Genomic DNA, 18,530 nt, shown 5'->3' with positions numbered 1-18,530 from the left:
ACGGCTCGCCCGTTCACACCGGTGCGAACCCCGGCCACGGCTGAGGAGGTCCTGTGGGAGATATCCGTCCTGAACAGTCCGCGAGAGGATCCATCGAACTCATACTGGTCCGTCATGGCGAAAGCCAGGGAAACGTCGCGGCTTCCAATGCGGCCCTTTCGGGCGCCGAAGTGATCGCTGTACCGGCGAGGGATGCCGACGTCGGCCTCTCCGGTATCGGGGAGGAACAAGCGGCCGGGCTCGGACGGTCCCTGGCGCAACTGCCGGTATCCGAGCGGCCGGACGCAATCTGGTGTTCTCCGTATGTGCGCGCGCGTCGCACTGCGGAAATCGCGGCAGCAACTGCCGGGTGGACCGTTCCGATCCTCATCGATGAGCGGCTGCGCGACCGGGAGCTGGGCATCCTGGACAGGCTCACCACCTTGGGTGTCGAGCGCAGGTTCCCGGAGGAAGCACAACGACGGCGATGGCTGGGAAAGTTCTACTACCGCCCGCCAGGCGGCGAGTCCTGGGCCGACGTCGCACTCCGGCTGCGAACGGTGCTCCCGGCACTCGAAAACCCCGCCGGACCCAGACGGGTGCTCCTCGTGAGCCACGATGCCGTCATCCTGCTGTTACGGTACCTCTTGGATGGACTCACCGAACAAGAGCTCCTTGGTCTGGCTTCCACAACGACGATCCTGAATGCTTCCCTCACGCGCTACGCCCGGCCCGACGGTCACGGCCCCTGGACCCTGGAGAGTTTCAACGTGGCGGAGCATCTCACCGAACAAGGCGTAACCGTCACTGAACACGGAAGCGACGCGGATGTCCGACCCAGGTGACCTTCAGTCCATCCCGGTCACACCGACCCTCCTGCGGGGATGGCCGCTTCCGGCGGTGGGCTCCGGGAAGCGGGAACGCGGCTCGGTACTCGTGATTGGTGGAGCGCGCAAAACGCCCGGAGCCGTACTTCTCGCCGGGACGGCCGCCCTGCGTGCAGGCGCGGGGCGGCTCACCCTGGCTGTTGCCGAGTCCGCGGCCGTGGCGCTCGCGGTGGCCATGCCCGAGGCCGGCGTTGTCGGCTTGCCGGAGACTGCTTCCGGTTCAGTTCGCGCCGCAGCTACGGATGTCCTCGAAGCGGAAATGGAACAAGCGGACTCGATACTCATCGGGCCGGGCCTCGACGATCCGGAGGAGACAGCCGGACTGCTTCGAAACATCCTGGACCGGGGGCAGCAGATCGACAGCCAGACCATCATCCTTGACGCCTTTGCGTTGGGGATACTGAACCGTTTCGAAAAGGAACTCCGGCCGTGGGCGGGGCGCGTGATCCTGACACCAAACCCGACCGAAATGGGCTTGCTTCTTGGCAGGGAACCGAAGGACTTCCGCAGTGACACCGCCGAGGCTGCGGCACGGTTTCGGGCCGTCGTCACCTGCCAAGGCGTGATCGCAGAACCCGCAAAGGCCGACGACGGCGACTCCCCGAGCTGCTGGGAACTCACCACCGGTTCGGGCGGACTAGGCACCTCCGGCAGCGGCGACGTCCTGGCGGGGACGATCGCCGGACTCCGGGCCCGCGGCACGAGCGATGTGCAGGCGGCGTGTTGGGGCTCTCATCTGCACGCTGCGGCGGGCGACAGGCTGGCCAGCCGAAAAGGGAGCCCCGGCTACCTCGCCCGGGAACTCAACGACGAACTGCCTCCCCTGATGATGGAACTTGGCAGCTGAGAATCCAGGGCCGAGCCGGGGGCTGGAGCTGCGCGCTAGTCGCTCGGTGAGAGTTTAGTGGTGAGACCCCGGCCATCCGGCTTGGCCTCGTCCTGATCTTCGGCTGGACCTGTGGGGTCGTCCGAATCGGCGTCCGCAGCCGCATCATCGGCCGCCCGCTCCGTTGCGCCGCCCGGCACCTGTGCCGAGCTGCCCGGCTCCTTGGGGACCGGATCAGCCCCGTTCTGCACGCCGTCGTGGACTACGTCTTCCGGTTTCTTCGCCTCAGCGCCCATTGCAGGCCCTCTCTCGCATCTTCGTCGTACTGGTGGAATCAGCTTCCGGTCTCTTCGGGGTGCTCCCTCGCCCGTTTCTCGTTCGGGTTCTCATCCCCGTCATCAGGAACGAAGTCGGGATCGACTTTGCTTCCCTCTACTTCCGCTGGAACGTCCGACAACGGCGCCTCCCGCCGGCGTCCCCCGCTCTTTTCGGGACGGACGCCCTCAGGGGTGCTTGCCTCGGGAATGCTTCTTTCGGCTTCCGCGTCGCTCATGTCCCCAACGTAGACCTGCGAAGTGCGAGTGTCGAGGGACCGCTTTGCTTGGGCGCTTGCGAGGGCGCTTGGAAGCGTTTCCCGTCCTCGCCGGCCAAGCGGCAAGGCTTGTCCGGAACGGTGGGCTTTTGAAGCGCGGCGTCGGAGAATAACGGGAACTTTCGCCGGTCCCTGAACGGCTGATGGTCGTAAACTTGTCCGTACGGAGTCTCCGCGCCGGAACACGAGCACACACCTTATGTAGGAGGCCGCTATGGCAACGACCCAGCAGGACAAAGAAACGACCACTTCCGCCCAGTCCGGGGGTAACTCTTCGAGCGGGAATGCCCAGGAAAGTGCAGGGACGACGATTACGATTCCGTCGCTGCAGTCAATGATTCCGGGATCCGACGCTTTCGAGCCGAAGCATCTTCTGTGGTTCGGCGGTTTGGCCGTCGCCGGTGTCATGGGCGTGCTTGAGTGGCCGGTCGTGGCGGCGGTAGGCGTGGGAAGCTACGTCGCCGAGCGTTTCGCCCGCTCGGCCACACACCGGTAGGAGCAAGTCCGCAGCTCCGGCGCCCGACTGGCCGGAGCTGCGCTCAATTCTGCCCGACTTTCTGCGGAACACCATGCCCGCTGCCATTAAAGCCGATGGTTTTTAGCGGGTTATCGCCAAAGCGTCAGCGATCCCTTGCAGGGCCGGGCTCGTGGTCTTGCCGGCGAACAGGCGCGCGATAAGAAACAAGATCGCGACGGGCCATTCGACAAGCCCGACGGCGGCGAGTACGCCCACGCTCCCGAGGAAAGCAAGCGTTCGTGTGTCTGGCAGGGTAATGGTGCCGAGGCCTTCGAAATGGAGACGGATCGGACCGGAAAGCTGTGCTGTTGCGTTCATTTGTTCCTCGACGGCGAAAGCCCGAAGGACCGCTGCAAAGCAAAGTGGCCGATCGGCTTTCCGCCTGCTGTTCATGGGGCGCGGACTAACCCAGTCACCGTACTGTCCTGACATGGACGGAAGGTGAATGCCGGCTCAACGAACGACTCCGCCTCCGGCATCAGGTCGGAGGCCCCTTGCCGGAGTCCCCTTAGGCGGGGATCAGGCCGTGAAACGCGCGCGACACATAAGAGCCTGATTCTGCTCCCTTGCTCCCGGCGGCCCGAACGAAATAGGAGCTGATCCGCGGTAGAAGCAAGGAAAGTGCGACGGCCGCGGCACCTGCTGTGGCGGCCAGGGCCCAGCCAGCCAAACCAAGGGGCACAGAACCGAAGAAAGCGCTGAGCACCGGGTTCTGGATAACGGCCGCGAGCAGGGCGACCGACCCGATACCGCTGATGATGACACCCCGGGTCGGAGTTCCGGAAACCAGGGTTTGCCCAAGCTGGGTTCCGATCAGGCCGGCCAAGGCGATGGTCGGCGCGGCGGGCCCGAAGCCGAGCGCCGTGGCCGCGAGCCAGGCCGCCCCGGCCCCCACCGCGGTCGTCAGGGCGCGCGCCCCGATGTCGCGGACCAGCGCCGATCCCAATGACGCTTCGGGCCCTTCGGCCAGGAGCGCCTGGGCCGACATGGCGTGCGGCGGTCGCAGGGCAATGGCAAGGGCTGGCGCGAGGTCGGTAAGCAGGTTGACGAGAAGCAGTTGGCGGGCACCCAGCGGGGACAGCCCGGATAAGGCCGCACCCAGGACCGTAAAGGCGATTTCTCCGAGGTTGCCTCCGACCAGGATTCCCAGTGCTTCCCGGACCGAGGCCCACATCGAACGGCCTTCGACCAGCGCCGTAATGATCGTCTCAAGCCGGTCATCGGTCACAACCAGATCTGCTGCGGCGCGGGCCGCCGGGGTTCCCCTCCTTCCCAGGGCGATCCCGACGTCCGCCAGCCGGATGGCCGGCGCGTCGTTGGCGCCGTCTCCGGTCATCGCCACCGTCCGGTCCAGGCGCTGGAACGCCTGCACCGCCCGGACCTTGTGCGCCGGAGTTCCGCGGGCGATGACGGCAACGGAGGGAAGAACGCGGTCAAGGTCGTCATCGCTGAGCGCGTCCATTTGTGCCCCGGTCAGCACCTGGCCGCCGTTGAGAAGCCTGAGCCGCTCCGCTACGGCTTTGGCTGTTCCGGGGTGATCACCGGTGATCATGATGATCTGTACCCCCGCCGCGCGCAGCGTCCCGAGCGAAGGCGCCGCCGCGGACCTGACGGGGTCGTTCAAGGCAAGGAACCCGAGAAGGGTCAGGTCCTGTACGTCCTCCCGGTCCAGGACGCCGGAATCTGTGTCCTTATTTGCTGCCTGGCGCTCGGCGACGGCGAGCACCCGGTAACCGCGGCCGGTCAGCCGGTCGATTTGGTGACCGATTCGGCGAGTTTCCTTGCTGTCGAGGGGCAGGACCCTGCCATGGCGGAGGATCCCGGTACAGAGGGGAAGGACCGTTTCCGGCGCACCCTTGACACTGAGCAGCGCCTGTCCGGCGGCGGATCCGGCGGCAGCGTGATAGCCGCGGGCAGGTTCAAAGGCAAGAGCTCCGTGCCTGCGCCAGGAAGCCTCGCGCACCCCGCGGGATACGCCGGCTTCCTTTGCACCGTTTGTTACCGCGCGGTCGGTGAAGTGCTCGAGTTTTCGGCCCGGCGGTTTTTCCGGTGTGGCCCGCAAGGCAGCGGCGAGCACTCTCCGGCCTTCTGCCCCCAAAGTCCTGACAGGGACGGGCTCCTCCCCCGGGTTGCTGACCGCCTCCAAAACGATCCGGCCCCTTGTCAGCGTTCCGGTCTTGTCGAAACAGAGGACATTGACTCTGCCCAGTGCTTCGATGGTGCGTGGGTTCCGCACGAGAACACCGTGCGCGGACAACCGGCGCGCCGCGGCCAATTGCGCTGCGCTCACGAGGAACGGCAAACCTTCAGGCACCGCAGCAACGGCCAGGCTCAGTCCCGCCCCTGCCGTGCTTCGAAGCGACTTCCCTCGCGCCAGGCCGGCCGTGACCACGGCAAGGGCCGATGAAATAGTGAGCGGGACCGTGACCTTCGTGATCGCCGCCAGACGTTTTTCGACACCGCTTGTCCCGGCACCCTCCCGGCTCGCCGCGGCGCTCCGTCCGGCCTCCGTCGCAACTCCCGTCGCAACCACTACAGCCACCGCCCGCCCCGAAGCTACCGTCGTTCCCTCATAAAGCATCGACGTCCGCTCTGCGGGCAAATCTGCGATCACCGCCGCCGCGTCCTTGGAGACCGGAAACGCCTCACCTGTAAGAGAGGACTCATCGGCCTCCAGACCTGCCGTTTCAATGACCCGGCAGTCCGCCGGAACAACATCACCTGCCCCAAGGTCCACGATGTCACCCGGAACCAGCTGGCTTGCGACCACCTCGGACGCAGTGCCGTTCCGGTGCACTCCCGCGACCACGGCGGACCCACCCACCAGCACCTTCAGTGCCCGGTCCGTGCGGAGGCGCTCGATCCCGCCGATCACTCCACTGAGCACAGCCACCGCTGCGATGAGCACCCCATCGACAACCGCGCCGATTGCGGCCGACAGCGAGGCCCCGGCGCCCAGAACCGGAGTCAGAGGATTGGCGAGCTCTTCCGCAGCAGCCCCCAGGAACGAAACCGGAGCAGTACCCGAAACGCCGCCCTGGGCCTGCCTGGCTCGCACCTGCTCGGCGGTCAAGCCATCCCGGGACGAAGCCAAATGCTCCAAGACCGCCTCTGGAGGCATGGCATGCCACGGAACGGAAGAGATCCCGGGAACCACGGGACGCCGCGCCAACTGCACCGCGGCCCGTACGCCTAGGACAAGGGAAACCGCCGACGCGGCGTTGACCGCCAGCATCGACCGGGAAGCCCCTGCGCTGGGAGCACCCATCATCGCGGCTACCGCGCCCACGACGGTGCCCGCCTGGGCGAGCCGTGTACTGTCCCGGCTCACCCCCGCCGCAATGTTGCAGGCCTCGATCAGCATCGGAGCGAGTTCCAGTTCCTCACTGACCAGGATGTCCCCGCCCCACACCGGGATCTCCGGCGCAGAGCCGATTCCGATACCGATGTCGGCCTCGGACAAGGCTTGCGTGTTTGCGGACAAGAGCATCAGCGTTGACCCGGTCTCGCGAAATGAACGAATCAACCCAGGCAGCGCCAAACCGCCTGCACCGACTTCATCAGCCATGCCGCCCAGCGGCCCCAAGTGCCCGGGATCGCCGGCAACGACGACCCGGCAGCCGCAGCGGCGACAGGCCGCGGCTACTGCGTCCAGGTATTGGTGCGGCTCGGCAGCTACCCCGGCCACCGCGATCAGCCGCGTGCCGTGGGTCAACCCCAGCACCATGGCAGCCTCTGACTCGATCCGGTGCCGCTCCCGCACCCCGCGGCGCCCCACCACTGTCAGCTCCTCCACCGGGCCAAGAGTCCAGGCACCGTCCCGCTGCACCGCAGCGGGATCATCTGACCGGAACAATGCATGCAGCTTCTCTGCCACCTGCCTCGGATCGGAGCCATGCAATGGGACCGATGAGACCATGACGTACCGGGCGGTGACAAAGACGTCCGCGTCAAGCACGACGGTGTCCACACGGTCCAGTCTGCGCAACGCCTCCGGATCGACAACAACAGCTCCGCGCAGCGACAAGGCTGTCCCGAGTTGAGCGGCGAATGCTTCCCGGCCCACCCGCCCGGGCTTGGGAAGCGTCGCAACCGCCACACCGGCCGCCTGCCACGGGCTGCCGGTGCCCGCAAGCCCGACGCCAAAAACGGACAGCCCAAGAGCCCCGGCCCAGTCGCCCCACCGTTCGATCGGCCCGGCCCTCTGGGCATGCCCAGGACCGGGGGCCTCCGCAGAGGCACCATCCTTCGTTGCCGAGTACTTGTACGCGGCGGCCCGCCGGCAGGCTGCCTCCGCACCGGCCTCCCGCAAGATCAGGCCCCTCATGGCTGCATCCACCGCTAGACCGGCGAATCCTTGCGACAAGGCCTGGACGGTGGCGCTCGCCAAAGCGATGGCGGTGTCGGCTCTCGGCTGTCCCAAGGCGCGCTCCACATATCCGCGCAACCTCGGTGTGCTGTCCACGATCGAAACGCCGGCTGCGAGTTCGGCCGCCACCGGCGGGACGCGGAGCAGGCGCACTGCGAGTGCCGCGGCAAGGCCGGCGACCTCCGCCGCGAGTTCGACGGCGGCCCGTTCCGCCGGCGCCGGATCAACCGGCGTGCCGCCCTGACGTACCCCGGGCCCGAAACGATTCTCCACCGCCCGGACGATCCCTACCAGTTCCTCCAAAGGCGCCGGCTCCATGGACAGTCCGATAATGACTCGCCCCAACGGCGCGTTCACACCAGCCCACTGAACTGCCGGGTGCCGTTCCAGCGCCTCCTCCAGACGGGACGCGAAACCCTCGGTTCCCGGCAGCTCGATCCCCGGAACCTCGATCGCGGCACGCCCCTGGGCCGCCCAGGCCCGACGCCCCGCGACCTGCGTCGGGACTATGACGTCAAGCAGGCGCCGGGGCAAGGACGGCCGCCCCAGCCTCCGCGACGGCTCAACCAGGGCCTGGATCGCTGCCGAGAAGAAGGACACCGCCGGCAAGCTAAGCGCAGTTACGAATGCCGGTCCGTCCGGGCCTTGCGAAGCTCGTCGCGCGCAAAACGCTCAGCGACGTAGCTGCCAACCCCGACCACGGCCACGACGGGCCACTCCAGCACCCCGATCACGCCCAGGGCAGCTAAGCCACCAAGCCACAAAAGCCTTTTCGGCTCCATCTGCACGGGCGGCAAGGGCGGGAGGTTCGCCAGCGAGGGCAGCGTGATCGTCACCTTTCCCGGCGCCGCGGCCGCCCCCGCGGAGCCTTCCGTACGTTCCTGCTCCGGCGCTTCGCTCTTGTTCTGCCCTGCAGTGGCCACAGCCCCTCCTTGAGTAAGTCCCTCACGCACCGGTGCGCCCGTTAGAGTCCCTGCTGGCGCACCCCGCCGATGAAGCCCATACTAGGACCAATGGACCACGGGCGCGAGAGGTCACGTACAGACCACGACCCGACTTGGTATCGAAGGAGCGATCATGGCCAATCAAGCCAGCAATTCCGGTCCGGCGAGCACATCGAACACCCTTTCCACTCCGGGGTTCGGCTCGATCTCGATCAACTTCGAAGGGCTCGGCACCATCCATCTGCCGCCCAAAGGCGAGTTGGCCTTCATCGCGGGCGTGGGCCTCGTAGCGGCCGCCGGACTGATTGAATGGCCCGTCGCGGCCATCGTCGCGGCCGGCCACCTGATCGCCCACGCGAGCAACAACAAAGCCCTGCAGGAATTCGGCGAAGCACTCGAATCGGCCTGACAATCCAAACCAGCGGGCGTCGGTCAGCGCACCACCGTCCGGTGCCCGGCATCAAGACGTCGGGTCCAGCCCCGTGAATCAAGGTGTTCCAGCAGCGGAACCGCAACCCGGCGGGTCGTGCCCAGCGCTTGGCGCGCCTGGCTCGTGGTGAAGGGCTGTTCCAAGCCGGCGAGGGCGCGCATCGCGAGGGCTGGCGCCGTTGGCAGCAGCACCACCCCGTCACGCAACCGCAGCAACCGCCCGGCGCGTTCGGCGGCAGCCAGTTCACGTGCGCCCAGGCCCAGCGCAGCCAGCTCATCGGCTTCCGGGGCTTGGAACGTGTCCGCGCTGAGCCGGCGCTCCAACTCTGCAACCGACGCCTCAACGGCGCCGAGGTTCCCGTGGCTGCCGGGCAACTGGACGTGACCGCCGTGCCGTTCCAGGGCTGCGCCGTCGATGACGTGGGAGAGCAACTTTTCGTCGGGCAACTGAAGCAGATCGCGGGCCGCGCCCATCGAGAGACCCTGAGTCAGGGGGTCGCGTTCTTCCAGTGCCTGGACTGCGCTGCGCAGCTGGTGCTGCCATGCTTTAAGGACAGGAGCGTGCACCCACCAGTCATCGATCACCTCTACGCCGGAGGGCGGCTCGGCGTCGTGCCCGGACAGCAATCCCAGCCGGCGCAGGTGCTCAGGGCGCACGGCTCCGCGGGCGGCCACTTCCCCCAGCACGTCCCCTGCCGGGTCCATTGTTGCAAGCCGCTGCACCCAGTGGGCGCCGTCGCCCCGCCGCCGCAGGGACGGCGGATCGGCGTCGAGGATGCGTGCCCCGCCCAGCACCGACCGGCTTCCGGGGTCTCGGAGCACCAACCTGTCTCCGACGACGAGCGGCAGGTGCCTGTCGAGGACGAGGCGGGCGTGGTCTGCGCCGAAAGGACGCAGCCGGGCCGGCACGGATGCAGTGCCAACATGGACCATGAGCTGCTCCGGCACCTCCGTAAAAGCCACGCCGGTGGTCCTCTGGATGCCCACGACGCCGGTGCTGGGCCACGCATCCGGGGTCAGTAATGCGTCCCCGCGCCGGATGTCCGGGGCGGAAATGTCCCGCAGGTTCAGCGCCACCCGGCTGACGGGGCCTACCGAGGTGTACGAGGTATCGCGGCTTTGCAGGCCACGGACGACGACGGGCCGGGAACCGAAGTGACCGAGCAGGCTCAGCCGGTCCCCTTGGACGATGGTTCCCGCTGCGAGCGTTCCGGTCACCACCGTTCCGGAACCGGTGATAGTGAACGAGCGGTCCACCCACAACCGGACCCGCCCATCGGTGGTGGGAGGAGGCACGTTGGCGAGTACGCCGTCGAGCGCTGAGCGCAGCTCGGCCAAGCCGGTGCCATCGATGGCCGACACCGCAACTGCGGGCGCGTCCCTCAGGCCGGTTCCGGCCAGTTCGACGCGGGCCCGGGCCAACACGTCGGCAACCCGCTGCGCGGACGCCCTGTCCGCGCGGCTGAGGACCACAACGCCGTGTTCAATGCCCAACGCAGCCACGGCGTCCCGGTGGTCGGTTGATTGTGCCTGCCAGCCCTCATCGGCCGCGACGACGAAGCAGACGATCGGCGCCGGACCGATTCCAGCGAGCATGTTGCCCAGGAAGCGTTCGTGGCCCGGTACGTCAACGAACGCCACGTCCTGTCCGGAGGGCAACGTGGTCCACGCATACCCCAGGTCGATGGTCAGCCCGCGGCGCCGTTCCTCTTCCCAGCGGTCCGGCTCCATGCCGGTCAATGCGCGGACCAAGGTGCTTTTGCCGGAATCGACGTGTCCGGCAGTGGCAATGACGTGCACCGCTCAGCCCGCCCTGCCCGCGTCTGCAACCTCGAGGCTTGCAATGGCCCGGCGTACCGCTTCGAGGACCCGGTCGTCATCCCCTGCCGGAATACAGCGCAGATCGACGAGGCACGAGCCCTCGTGGACACGCGGCAGCACTGCCGGGTTGCCCGTACGCAGGAGCGATGCAAGCCCCTCGGGAAGCTGGAGCGCCCACCCAGGAAGAGGGAAACCAGGGGCACCCCCGCCACCAACCCGGCCGTCATGCGGCACTACAGGTACGCCGAGGGCTCCGGCGAGCCGGTCGGTGCGGCACCGCAATTGTCCGACGTCGGCGTGCAGCGCCTGCACCACGGGCGGCTCGCCGCCAGCAACGGTCGCCTCGAGGGCGGCGAGGGCGAGTTTGTCAGCCCGGACGGCACGGGCGAGCGGGTGGCGGGCCAACCGCGCGATGATTTCCTTGCGCCCCAGCAGCAAACCGGCCTGGGGTCCGCCCAGCAGTTTGTCCCCGCTGGCAATGACGACGTCGGCCCCGGCCGCCAAGGCTGAAGCAACGTCAGGTTCATCAGGGAGGTGCGGGTCGGGTGCAAGTAGGCCGCTGCCCAGGTCGGCCACGAGCGGCACCTCGTTGGCCCGTGTCAGCGGGCTCAGTTCGTGCAGCGGAACAGCGGACGTGAATCCGTCAACGCGGAAGTTGCTGGGATGGACCTTCAGGACGCAGCCCGTTTCCGGCCCCAGGGCTCCGGCGTAGTCATGCAGGTGTGTCCGGTTGGTGGTGCCCACCTCGCGAAGCCTTGCGCCCGTCGATTCCATCAAGTCGGTCAACCTGAAACCGGCGCCGATCTCAACTAGTTCCCCGCGGCTCACCACCACCTCGCGCCCGGCGGCGAATGCTGTGGTGGCCAGTACCAGCGCCGCGGCTCCGTTATTAACCACCAGGGCGTCTTCGGCGGCGGGACAAGCTGCGAGCAGCGCCGCCCTGGCACCGGCTCCTCGGCGCGAGCGGCTTCCGTCCGACAGGTCCAGCTCCACGTCCACGTAGCCGCTGGCTGCGACGAGGGCGTCAACCGCGCCTGCAGAGAGGGGTGCCCGCCCGAGGTTGGTGTGGACGATGACGCCGGTTGCGTTAAGCACCGGGCGCAGCGTTGTTGCGTGCCGGGCCGCAAGGGCGGCCACCAATGTCGGCTCAACCTGCCCGGGCGGGAGCTCGCCGCACCGGGCCTGCTCCTGGACGTGCCGGACGAGGTCGCGGATGACGCTCTCATTCAGCCGCGTCCGGGCCTCGCGGACGGCCGGTAGGGCCAGCAGGTCGTTGGTGCGCGGAATCAGGCGCCGCGGATCGATCTGGTCCACAGCCCCTCCTTACATCGCCGCGTGCACTGCCGGTAGTTGGCGGTGGCGGACGGGAATCGAACCCGCCAGGCAGAGATGCTCCGCCTCACCGGTTTTGAAGACCGGGGGGCCCACCAGGACCCGGACGCCACCGCGCCCCAATATAGCAGCTTGCCCCGCAGGGGTACGCTGGGCGAATGAATGAGGTTAAGACGTCTGTCCAGCAACTCGATGACGGGGCCACCGGCGCGCTCCGGCTCACCGACTATGCCCACGGCGGCGGCTGTGCCTGCAAAATACCACCGGGCGAGCTCGAAGATGCGGTCCGCGGCCTCATCGGCCAGCCTGGCGCCGAAGTGCTGGTTGGCCTTGAGAGTGGCGACGATGCGGCAGCGGTCCTGGTGCGTGACGACCTGGCCGTCTTGACCACCGCGGACTTCTTTACTCCCGTTGTCGACAATGCGTTTGACTGGGGACGCATCGCCGCTGCCAATGCCCTTTCTGACATCTACGCGATGGGCGGCCGCCCGATCACGGCCATCAACCTCGTCGGCTGGCCCCGGGGCGTCCTGCCGATGGAGTTGATGACCGAAGTCCTCCGCGGCGGACTGAGCGTTGCCTCGGAGGCGGCGTGCCCCGTGCTCGGCGGCCACTCCATTGACGATCCGGAGCCGAAGTACGGCATGGCCGTCACGGGCGTTGCCCATCCGGACCGTTTGCTCCGCAATGACGCCGCCCAGCCAGGTATGCCCATCACACTCACCAAGCCCATCGGCGTCGGACTCCTCAACAACCGGCACAAGCAAACCGGTGAGGTGTTCGCAGAAGCCGTGGAAACGATGGCACGCCTGAACCGGGACGCTGCCGATGCCGCGGTTGCCGCTGGTGTCCGGGCAGCGACCGACGTAACGGGTTTTGGCCTGCTAGGACATCTCTTCAAAATGGTCCGCGCCTCGGAAGTGGGCGCGGTGATCGACGTGAAGGCCGTGCCGCTGGTCGCAGGGGCACGCGCGGCGCTGCGGGACGGCTTCGTCTCCGGCGGGACCCGGCGTAACCTCGAGTGGGTCCGGCCGCATCTAGGCGCTGCTCCCGGCGTCAGCGAAGACGAGCTGCTGCTTCTTGCCGACGCCCAGACCTCCGGCGGGCTGCTGGTGGTCGGCGAGTTGCCCGGGTACCCCGTGATCGGACACACCACAGCGGGCCCGGGCATCGAAATCCGCTGAGGCCAAGCTGTTCGATCAACTGCCGGTGGTGATCGCGTCCCCGGTCACGCCCGCTGCGCGGCGGGCCGCAAGCCGGTTCTTCTGCGGTTCGATGGTGTACCGCGGATCCTTGGCAGAGGCTATGCCCGCCTCGAACACGCCGAAGCGGGTCAGTGCCGAAGCGGCCAGGAGCGCCAGTCCGGAAGCGGCAGCCACCACGCGGTTACGGCCGCCCAGGAGGGCGCCCAAACCGCCGGCCACCGCCAGCCGCTCGCTCCACTTGAGCATGGCCCCGGCTTTGCCCTGATGCAGGGGTTCCGCCGCGATAGGATCCATCCGGCGCTCCATCACCTTCATGGCCACCACGTCACCCACGACGCCGAGCACGGCCAGGTTCCGTGCAGGTCCTGCCTCCCGGACCGGTGTGGTGACCATGGCGAGCCCGGCAGAAGCGAGGCAAGCCGAACTCACGAAGACGAAAGGCAGTTCCTCGTGGGCAGCGTTCCACGTAGGAGTGGCGGTGTCGCCGAGCAGGACAGCCGTGTACGCCGCCAGCGGTCCGGCGAATACCGCAGCTTCGATGCCGGCTGGTCCTTCGACGGCCTGCAGCACCTTGCGCAGGGGACCCAGCGGCAGCCGATGTCCGCTCATCCGGTCGATTTCAGCCACCGCTGAGACGCCCGCCCCGGCGCTGAAGGCGCTGAGGATCCAGGAGCCCACACTCATCGGCGAGGTCACCTTGAAGGTCCGCAACATATGCAGGAAACGCTCCGGCCGGCCCAGGTCCTTCACCAAGGCGACGGCGCCGCCGCCCACCGCTGCCAAGGCGCCCAGCCTGGCATTCCGGCACAGCGTCGGCCGTCCGGTCAGCTGGCCGCCGGCACCCAGCAGTGCAGACCCGGCCGCGACGCCGCCCAGGAACAGATAGATGGCAACGTCATCACCCCAGGGAGCAGGCTTCACAACGGGACGGCCGTAATACGAGGTGAATTCCTGCTCAGGAACCATGGGCATTTCGCGGGAGCCGTCGCCGTTGTCCCTGCGGCGGCCCGGGCCGCGTTTGCCGTCCTGCCGGCGTCGGCGAGCGGGTTCGGCTGGGCGGAAGCTATCGAATTCCGAAAGGGTCACGCCCGTCCTCCCAGGAAAGCCAAGGCAGCCGCGGCGGCCATGCCCGCTACCGCCATGCCCGCCCGCCGGTACATCCGGGGCAGATCGGCTGTTGGGACGCGCGGGTCCGGCGGAAGCCCGTAGACCTCGGGCTCATCAAGCAGCAGGAAGACTGATCCGGTTCCGCCGACGCCGTCGTTCTCGTTCGCACCGTAGAGCCGCGCCTCGGTCAGGCCTTGGGCGTGCAGGGCGCTTACCCGTTCCCGGGCCGTCTCCACCATGTCGTCGTGATCGCCGAATTTGATGGACGTCGTCGGGCATGCCTTGGCGCACGCCGGCGTCTCATCTGCCACCAGCCGGTCGTAACACAGCGTGCATTTCTGGGCGATGCCGACGTTGGGGACCTCGGGATGGTTGGCGTGCTGTTCCTCCCTGCTTGTGGCGACCTTGACCGTGCCATTGCTGCGGCGCTCGATGACGCCGAACGGGCAGCCGGCCACACAGGTTCCGCAGCCGTTGCAAACATCGTCCTGAACCACCACGGTGCCGAATTCGGTGCGGAAAAGGGCTCCAGTAGGGCACACGTCGAGGCAACCGGCGTGCGTGCAGTGCTTGCAGACGTCGGAGGACATGAGCCACCGGAAGTCCGCAGTGTCAGGGGGAGTTGTATCCGCCTCCGCCAGGTTCGTCGGGGCAGGCGCTGACTGGGTTGGCGGGCCGATGCGCGGCATGCCGAGGTTGACCAGGGCGCGACCGGATTCGCGCGCCTCGATGATGCGTTCCTGGCCTTGTTCGATGAAGGCGACGTGGCGCCAGGTGCTGGCTCCCAGCTCACCGGTGTTGTCGTAGGAGGAACCCAGTAACTCCAGGTCTCCGTCCTGCGGATTGTGGTTCCACTCTTTGCAGGCCACCTCACAGGCTTTGCAGCCGATGCATATGGAGGTGTCAGTGAAGAACCCCTTGCGCGGATGGCTGTGCTCCCAGCGGGCATCGGCGGTAGGGTCAGTCGGTCCGGACAGCTGGCCCATCTAATCCTCCAACGTCAGTTCGGCGCCCGGAACGCAGCCTACTGGCAGTCGCAATCCGTGCGGGTCGGTGTGTGTTTCGGCTAAGGCAGTGGCGGTGATGATCATCAGCCCGTACCGCCGTCCGGCCGGCCATCGTCGCCCGATGCGGGCTGGATGCCTTCCGCTGCCGGATCAGTGACCGCTTGGTTACTGGTCTCCGTAGTTAATCCGGCCCGCGCCTGATAGTCGGCAACCAGGTCAAGGAGTTGCTTCCCACGCGGCCTTCGGCCCGGGCGGATATCGCAGGAAGCTACCTTGGACTCCTGGATCTGGACGTTGGGATCCAGCGTCACACCCAGCAGATCGTTGGCCGCGTCACCGCTGACGACGGCATTGCTGCCGACGCCCCAGTGGTAGGGAAGTCCGATCTGGTGCACTGTGTGTCCCCCCACGGCGAGGGGCCGCATCCGGTCAGTAACAAGCACCTTCGCCTCGATGGCGGAGCGGGGCGAGATGATGGTTGCCCACCCGTAGGGCTCCAGGCCGCGCTCGGCGGCCAGTTCGGGTGAGACCTCGCAGAACATCTCAGGTTGCAGCTCCGACAGGTACGGCAGCCAGCGGCTCATCCCTCCTGCTGTGTGGTGCTCGGTGAGCCGGTAGGTGGTGAAGACGTACGGGTAGATGTCTGCGCCACTGGTGCCGGCGCTCGGCGCACTGAGGTTGTCCGCGCGGGGGTAGACCAGTCGTGCCGGACTTTGTTGCTGCGGATACAGCGCGTTCGCGACCGGCGATTCCTGCGCCTCGTAGTGCGTGGGAAGGGGTCCGTCCACCATGCCCTTTGGCGCGAACAGCCAGCCCTTGCCGTCGGCCTGCATGATGAAGGGATCGTCTCCGCCAAGTGCGGCCGGGCCACCGACGGACGGGTGGGGGTTGCTGCCCGGCGCCCGGTCAACGGGGAAGTCGGGCACGTCGTCGCCGACCCATTTACCCTGTTCCTGGTCCCACCAGATGTACTTCTTCCGCTCGCTCCACGGCTTGCCGGCAGGGTCGGCCGATGCCCGGTTGTAGAGGATCCGGCGGTTGGCCGGCCATGCCCATCCCCATTCCGGAGCGGCCGGTCCCTGTTCCTGGCCCGGTTTCCGGTTGGCGGCATGGTTGAAGCCGTCGGCGTACACGCCTGTGTAGATCCAGCAGCCGGCCGCCGTGGTGCCGTCGGCGCGAAGTTCGGTGTACGCAGAGAGAGGCTTGCCGGCGTCGGGCCCGTCCAAATGGCGGCCGTTGATCTCGGCAAGCACCGCCTCGGCGTCCGGATCACCGTGTTCATCCGTGGGATAGTCCCAGGTCAAGTCGAGCAGCGGACGGTCCCGTTCGTCCTCGGACCCGGCGAGCTTCTCCCGGATCCGCTTGCCCAGCTCGAAGAAGAACTGCAGTTCGCTTTGGCAGTCCCCGGGTGGTGCCACAGCCTGGTGCCGCCACTGCAGCAGCCGCTGCGTCTGCGTGAATGAACCGGCTTTCTCGACGTGGGTTGCTGCAGGCAGGAAGAACACCTCGGTTTCGATGTCCTCGGTGCGCAGTTCACCCGACTCGATTTCAGGACCGTCTTTCCACCAGGTCGCGGACTCGATGAGGTTCAGGTCGCGCACCACGAGCCATTTCAGGTGCGACATGCCCAGGCGCTGCATCCGGCCGTGGGCTGAGCCGACCGCAGGATTCTGGCCGAGGAGGAAGTAGCCTTCCACTTCGTCGTCGAGCATCCCCATGACGGTCTCGTATGTGCCGTGCGCACCCGTCAGCCTCGGAAGGTAATCGTAGGCCCAGTCGTTGGCCTCATTCGCGGCGTCACCCCACCAGGCCTTCAGGAGGCTGATGGTGTAGGCATCGGCGTCGGCCCAAAAGCCCTTTTGCTGCTTCGACCCAACAGCTGCGAGGTATTGCCCAAGGCTGTCGTGGCGGCCGGCGCTGGGCATCGGCAGGTATCCCGGCAACAGGTTGAACAGGGTGGGAATATCCGTGGAGCCCTGAATGCTGGCATGGCCGCGCAGGGCCATGATTCCACTGCCCGGGCGTCCAACGTTTCCCAGCAGAAGCTGCAGGACCGCGGCAGCCCGGATGAACTGGGCTCCCAGGGAGTGCTGCGTCCAGCCCACGGCGTAGGCGAAGCAGGTTGTCCGGTCGCGGCCAGAGTTCTCCGTAATGGTGCGGGCAAGATACTCGAAATCCTCGACTTTGATTCCGCACATGTCCCGGACCATCTCGGGGGCGTAACGGGCGTAGTGCCGCTTGACGATCTGGAAGACCGTGCGGGGGTCCCGGAGGGTTTCGTCCCGCTGTACTTCGGCATGCTCCAGCGGTGGTCCGCCGCTTCCGAAGGCGTCGGCGGCAGCCCGGGCGGACGCATCAGCGCCGTGTTCGTGCTCGGAGGCCGGCCCGCCAATCGTGCCCTCCCCTTCTTCCGCATAGGCCCACGATGAGGTGTCGTACGCCCTTTTTTCGGGATCGAAGCCAGAGAAGAGACCGCCCAGATCCTCGGCATCGCGGTAATCGCCGTGGACCAACGTGGCCGCGTTGGTGTAAGCGGTGACGTACTCCTTGAACCACAAGTCATTGGCGATCACGTAGTTGATGAGCGCGCCCAGAAGCACAACGTCAGAACCGGCCCGGATGGGGATGTGCTTATCCGAAACCGCGGATGTCCGAGTGAACCGGGGATCGATGTGGATGACCTTCGCTCCGCGGGCCTTAGCCTCCGCCACCCACTGGAACCCCACGGGATGGCACTCGGCCATGTTCGAGCCCTGGATGATGATGCAGTCCGCATTGGCCATGTCCTGCAGTGATTGCGTTGCACCACCGCGTCCAAACGAGGTTCCCAAACTGGGAACCGTGGCGGAGTGTCATATGCGGGCCTGGTTCTCGGTCTGCACCGCCCCTGCAGCCGTGAAGAGCTTCTTGATCAGGTAGTTTTCTTCGTTGTCCAAAGTCGCCCCGCCCAGCGAAGCGATTCCCATGGTACGGCGCAGAAGCCGGCCCTGGTCGTCTTCCTGCTGCCACGTCCGCCGACGCGTCTCAATGAAACGGTCCGCCACCATCTCGACGGCGGTGGCCAAGTCCAGGTGTTCCCACTCCGTGGACCGCGGCGCCCGGTAGAGCACCTTTGTTTGCCGCCCTGGCGAATTGACCAGTTGCTCACTGGCAGAACCCTTGGGGCACAGACGGCCGCGCGAGATAGGTGAGTCCGGATCGCCTTCGATTTGGACGACCTTTTCATCCTTGACGTAGACACGCTGCCCGCAACCAACTGCACAGTAGGGGCATACACTCTGGACAACGCGGTCAGCAGTAGCGGTGCGCGGGGCAATGGCTTTGGTCTTGGCCGAGGTGACAGCCGGCCCACGCCCAAGCAGGTCCCCCGTGCTCAATTGACGGACGACCGGCCATTGAAGAAAACTTCGCGATGCCATTTCAGGAGCATATCCCGTCCCGGCCTGGAGCAACAGGACAACGTTGCGCGTGTTCTCCCGCCGGGTCACTTTTAGGACGCCACGACTCTGGTACCT

At 67.0% G+C, this 18,530-nt stretch carries 15 protein-coding genes and 1 tRNA gene; 5 read left to right on the top strand and 11 right to left on the bottom strand.

Annotation, left to right across the window (positions count from 1 at the left end):
* Positions 1-53: 53 nt before the first annotated feature.
* Together J2S96_RS01520 and J2S96_RS01515 are read left to right on the top strand one after the other, a co-directional pair.
* A complete protein-coding gene (locus J2S96_RS01520; protein ID WP_306859191.1) occupies positions 54-824 on the top strand; it encodes a histidine phosphatase family protein in 771 nt (256 codons plus the stop codon).
* Entirely contained in the window at positions 808-1,713 is a 906-nt protein-coding gene (locus tag J2S96_RS01515; RefSeq protein WP_306859190.1) for an NAD(P)H-hydrate dehydratase, read from the top strand. The genes J2S96_RS01520 and J2S96_RS01515 overlap by 17 nt, the downstream gene beginning before the upstream one ends.
* A 35-nt stretch (positions 1,714-1,748) precedes the next feature.
* On the opposite strand, the gene J2S96_RS01510 is transcribed toward J2S96_RS01515, so the two are convergent.
* Both J2S96_RS01510 and J2S96_RS01505 read right to left on the bottom strand, forming a co-directional pair.
* Positions 1,749-1,988: a hypothetical protein gene (locus tag J2S96_RS01510; protein ID WP_306859189.1), complete on the bottom strand. Its 240-nt coding sequence runs from the start codon at positions 1,986-1,988 to the stop codon at positions 1,749-1,751.
* A 38-nt stretch (positions 1,989-2,026) separates the two neighbouring features.
* Positions 2,027-2,245, bottom strand: a complete 219-nt coding sequence (locus tag J2S96_RS01505; RefSeq protein ID WP_306859188.1) for a hypothetical protein — start codon at positions 2,243-2,245, stop codon at positions 2,027-2,029.
* Positions 2,246-2,498: 253 nt separating this feature from the next.
* On the opposite strand from J2S96_RS01505, the gene J2S96_RS01500 reads away from it, so the two are divergent.
* Positions 2,499-2,780, top strand: a complete 282-nt coding sequence (locus tag J2S96_RS01500) for a hypothetical protein (RefSeq protein WP_306859187.1) — start codon at positions 2,499-2,501, stop codon at positions 2,778-2,780.
* 102 nt (positions 2,781-2,882) lie between these two features.
* On the opposite strand, the gene J2S96_RS01495 is transcribed toward J2S96_RS01500, so the two are convergent.
* From J2S96_RS01495 to J2S96_RS01485, 3 genes are all read right to left on the bottom strand, one after another.
* Positions 2,883-3,119, bottom strand: coding sequence for a hypothetical protein (locus tag J2S96_RS01495; protein WP_306859186.1), 237 nt, complete (start codon positions 3,117-3,119; stop codon positions 2,883-2,885).
* Between the two features lie 190 nt (positions 3,120-3,309).
* A complete protein-coding gene (locus J2S96_RS01490; protein ID WP_306859185.1) occupies positions 3,310-7,770 on the bottom strand; it encodes a cation-translocating P-type ATPase in 4,461 nt (1,486 codons plus the stop codon).
* 20 nt (positions 7,771-7,790) lie between these two features.
* Positions 7,791-8,093: a hypothetical protein gene (locus tag J2S96_RS01485; RefSeq protein ID WP_306859184.1), complete on the bottom strand. Its 303-nt coding sequence runs from the start codon at positions 8,091-8,093 to the stop codon at positions 7,791-7,793.
* Positions 8,094-8,247: 154 nt separating this feature from the next.
* On the opposite strand from J2S96_RS01485, the gene J2S96_RS01480 reads away from it, so the two are divergent.
* On the top strand, positions 8,248-8,523 hold the full coding sequence (locus J2S96_RS01480; protein WP_306859183.1) for a hypothetical protein: 276 nt from the start codon (positions 8,248-8,250) through the stop codon (positions 8,521-8,523).
* A gap of 23 nt (positions 8,524-8,546) precedes the next feature.
* Here J2S96_RS01480 and selB read toward each other — a convergent pair whose 3' ends face one another.
* From selB to J2S96_RS01465, 3 genes are all read right to left on the bottom strand, one after another.
* The gene (selB, locus tag J2S96_RS01475; RefSeq protein WP_306859182.1) at positions 8,547-10,343 is read right to left on the bottom strand and encodes a selenocysteine-specific translation elongation factor; all 1,797 of its coding nucleotides are present in this window, start codon (positions 10,341-10,343) and stop codon (positions 8,547-8,549) included.
* A 3-nt stretch (positions 10,344-10,346) separates the two neighbouring features.
* Positions 10,347-11,678, bottom strand: a complete 1,332-nt coding sequence (selA, locus tag J2S96_RS01470) for an L-seryl-tRNA(Sec) selenium transferase (protein WP_306859181.1) — start codon at positions 11,676-11,678, stop codon at positions 10,347-10,349.
* A 37-nt stretch (positions 11,679-11,715) separates the two neighbouring features.
* Positions 11,716-11,810 (bottom strand) — tRNA-Sec (locus tag J2S96_RS01465).
* Between the two features lie 44 nt (positions 11,811-11,854).
* Here J2S96_RS01465 and selD point away from each other — a divergent pair.
* Positions 11,855-12,880, top strand: coding sequence for a selenide, water dikinase SelD (gene selD, locus J2S96_RS01460; RefSeq protein WP_306859178.1), 1,026 nt, complete (start codon positions 11,855-11,857; stop codon positions 12,878-12,880).
* A gap of 15 nt (positions 12,881-12,895) precedes the next feature.
* Here the strand turns inward: selD and nrfD are convergent, their stop codons facing one another.
* The 3 genes from nrfD to fdh all read right to left on the bottom strand — a co-directional run bounded on the left by nrfD (position 12,896) and on the right by fdh (position 18,434).
* Positions 12,896-13,987, bottom strand: a complete 1,092-nt coding sequence (gene nrfD, locus J2S96_RS01455; RefSeq protein WP_306859176.1) for an NrfD/PsrC family molybdoenzyme membrane anchor subunit — start codon at positions 13,985-13,987, stop codon at positions 12,896-12,898.
* Positions 13,984-14,994, bottom strand: coding sequence for a 4Fe-4S dicluster domain-containing protein (locus J2S96_RS01450; protein WP_306859174.1), 1,011 nt, complete (start codon positions 14,992-14,994; stop codon positions 13,984-13,986). Before J2S96_RS01450 ends, nrfD begins: the two co-directional genes overlap by 4 nt.
* A gap of 104 nt (positions 14,995-15,098) precedes the next feature.
* Positions 15,099-18,434, bottom strand: a complete 3,336-nt coding sequence (gene fdh, locus J2S96_RS01445) for a formate dehydrogenase (protein ID WP_306859172.1) — start codon at positions 18,432-18,434, stop codon at positions 15,099-15,101.
* Positions 18,435-18,530 lie beyond the last annotated feature (96 nt).

Source organism: Arthrobacter bambusae (assembly GCF_030812595.1).
GTDB classification, from domain to species: Bacteria; Actinomycetota; Actinomycetes; order Actinomycetales; family Micrococcaceae; genus Arthrobacter; species Arthrobacter bambusae_B.
This window is presented reverse-complemented; position numbering and strand designations above follow the sequence as displayed.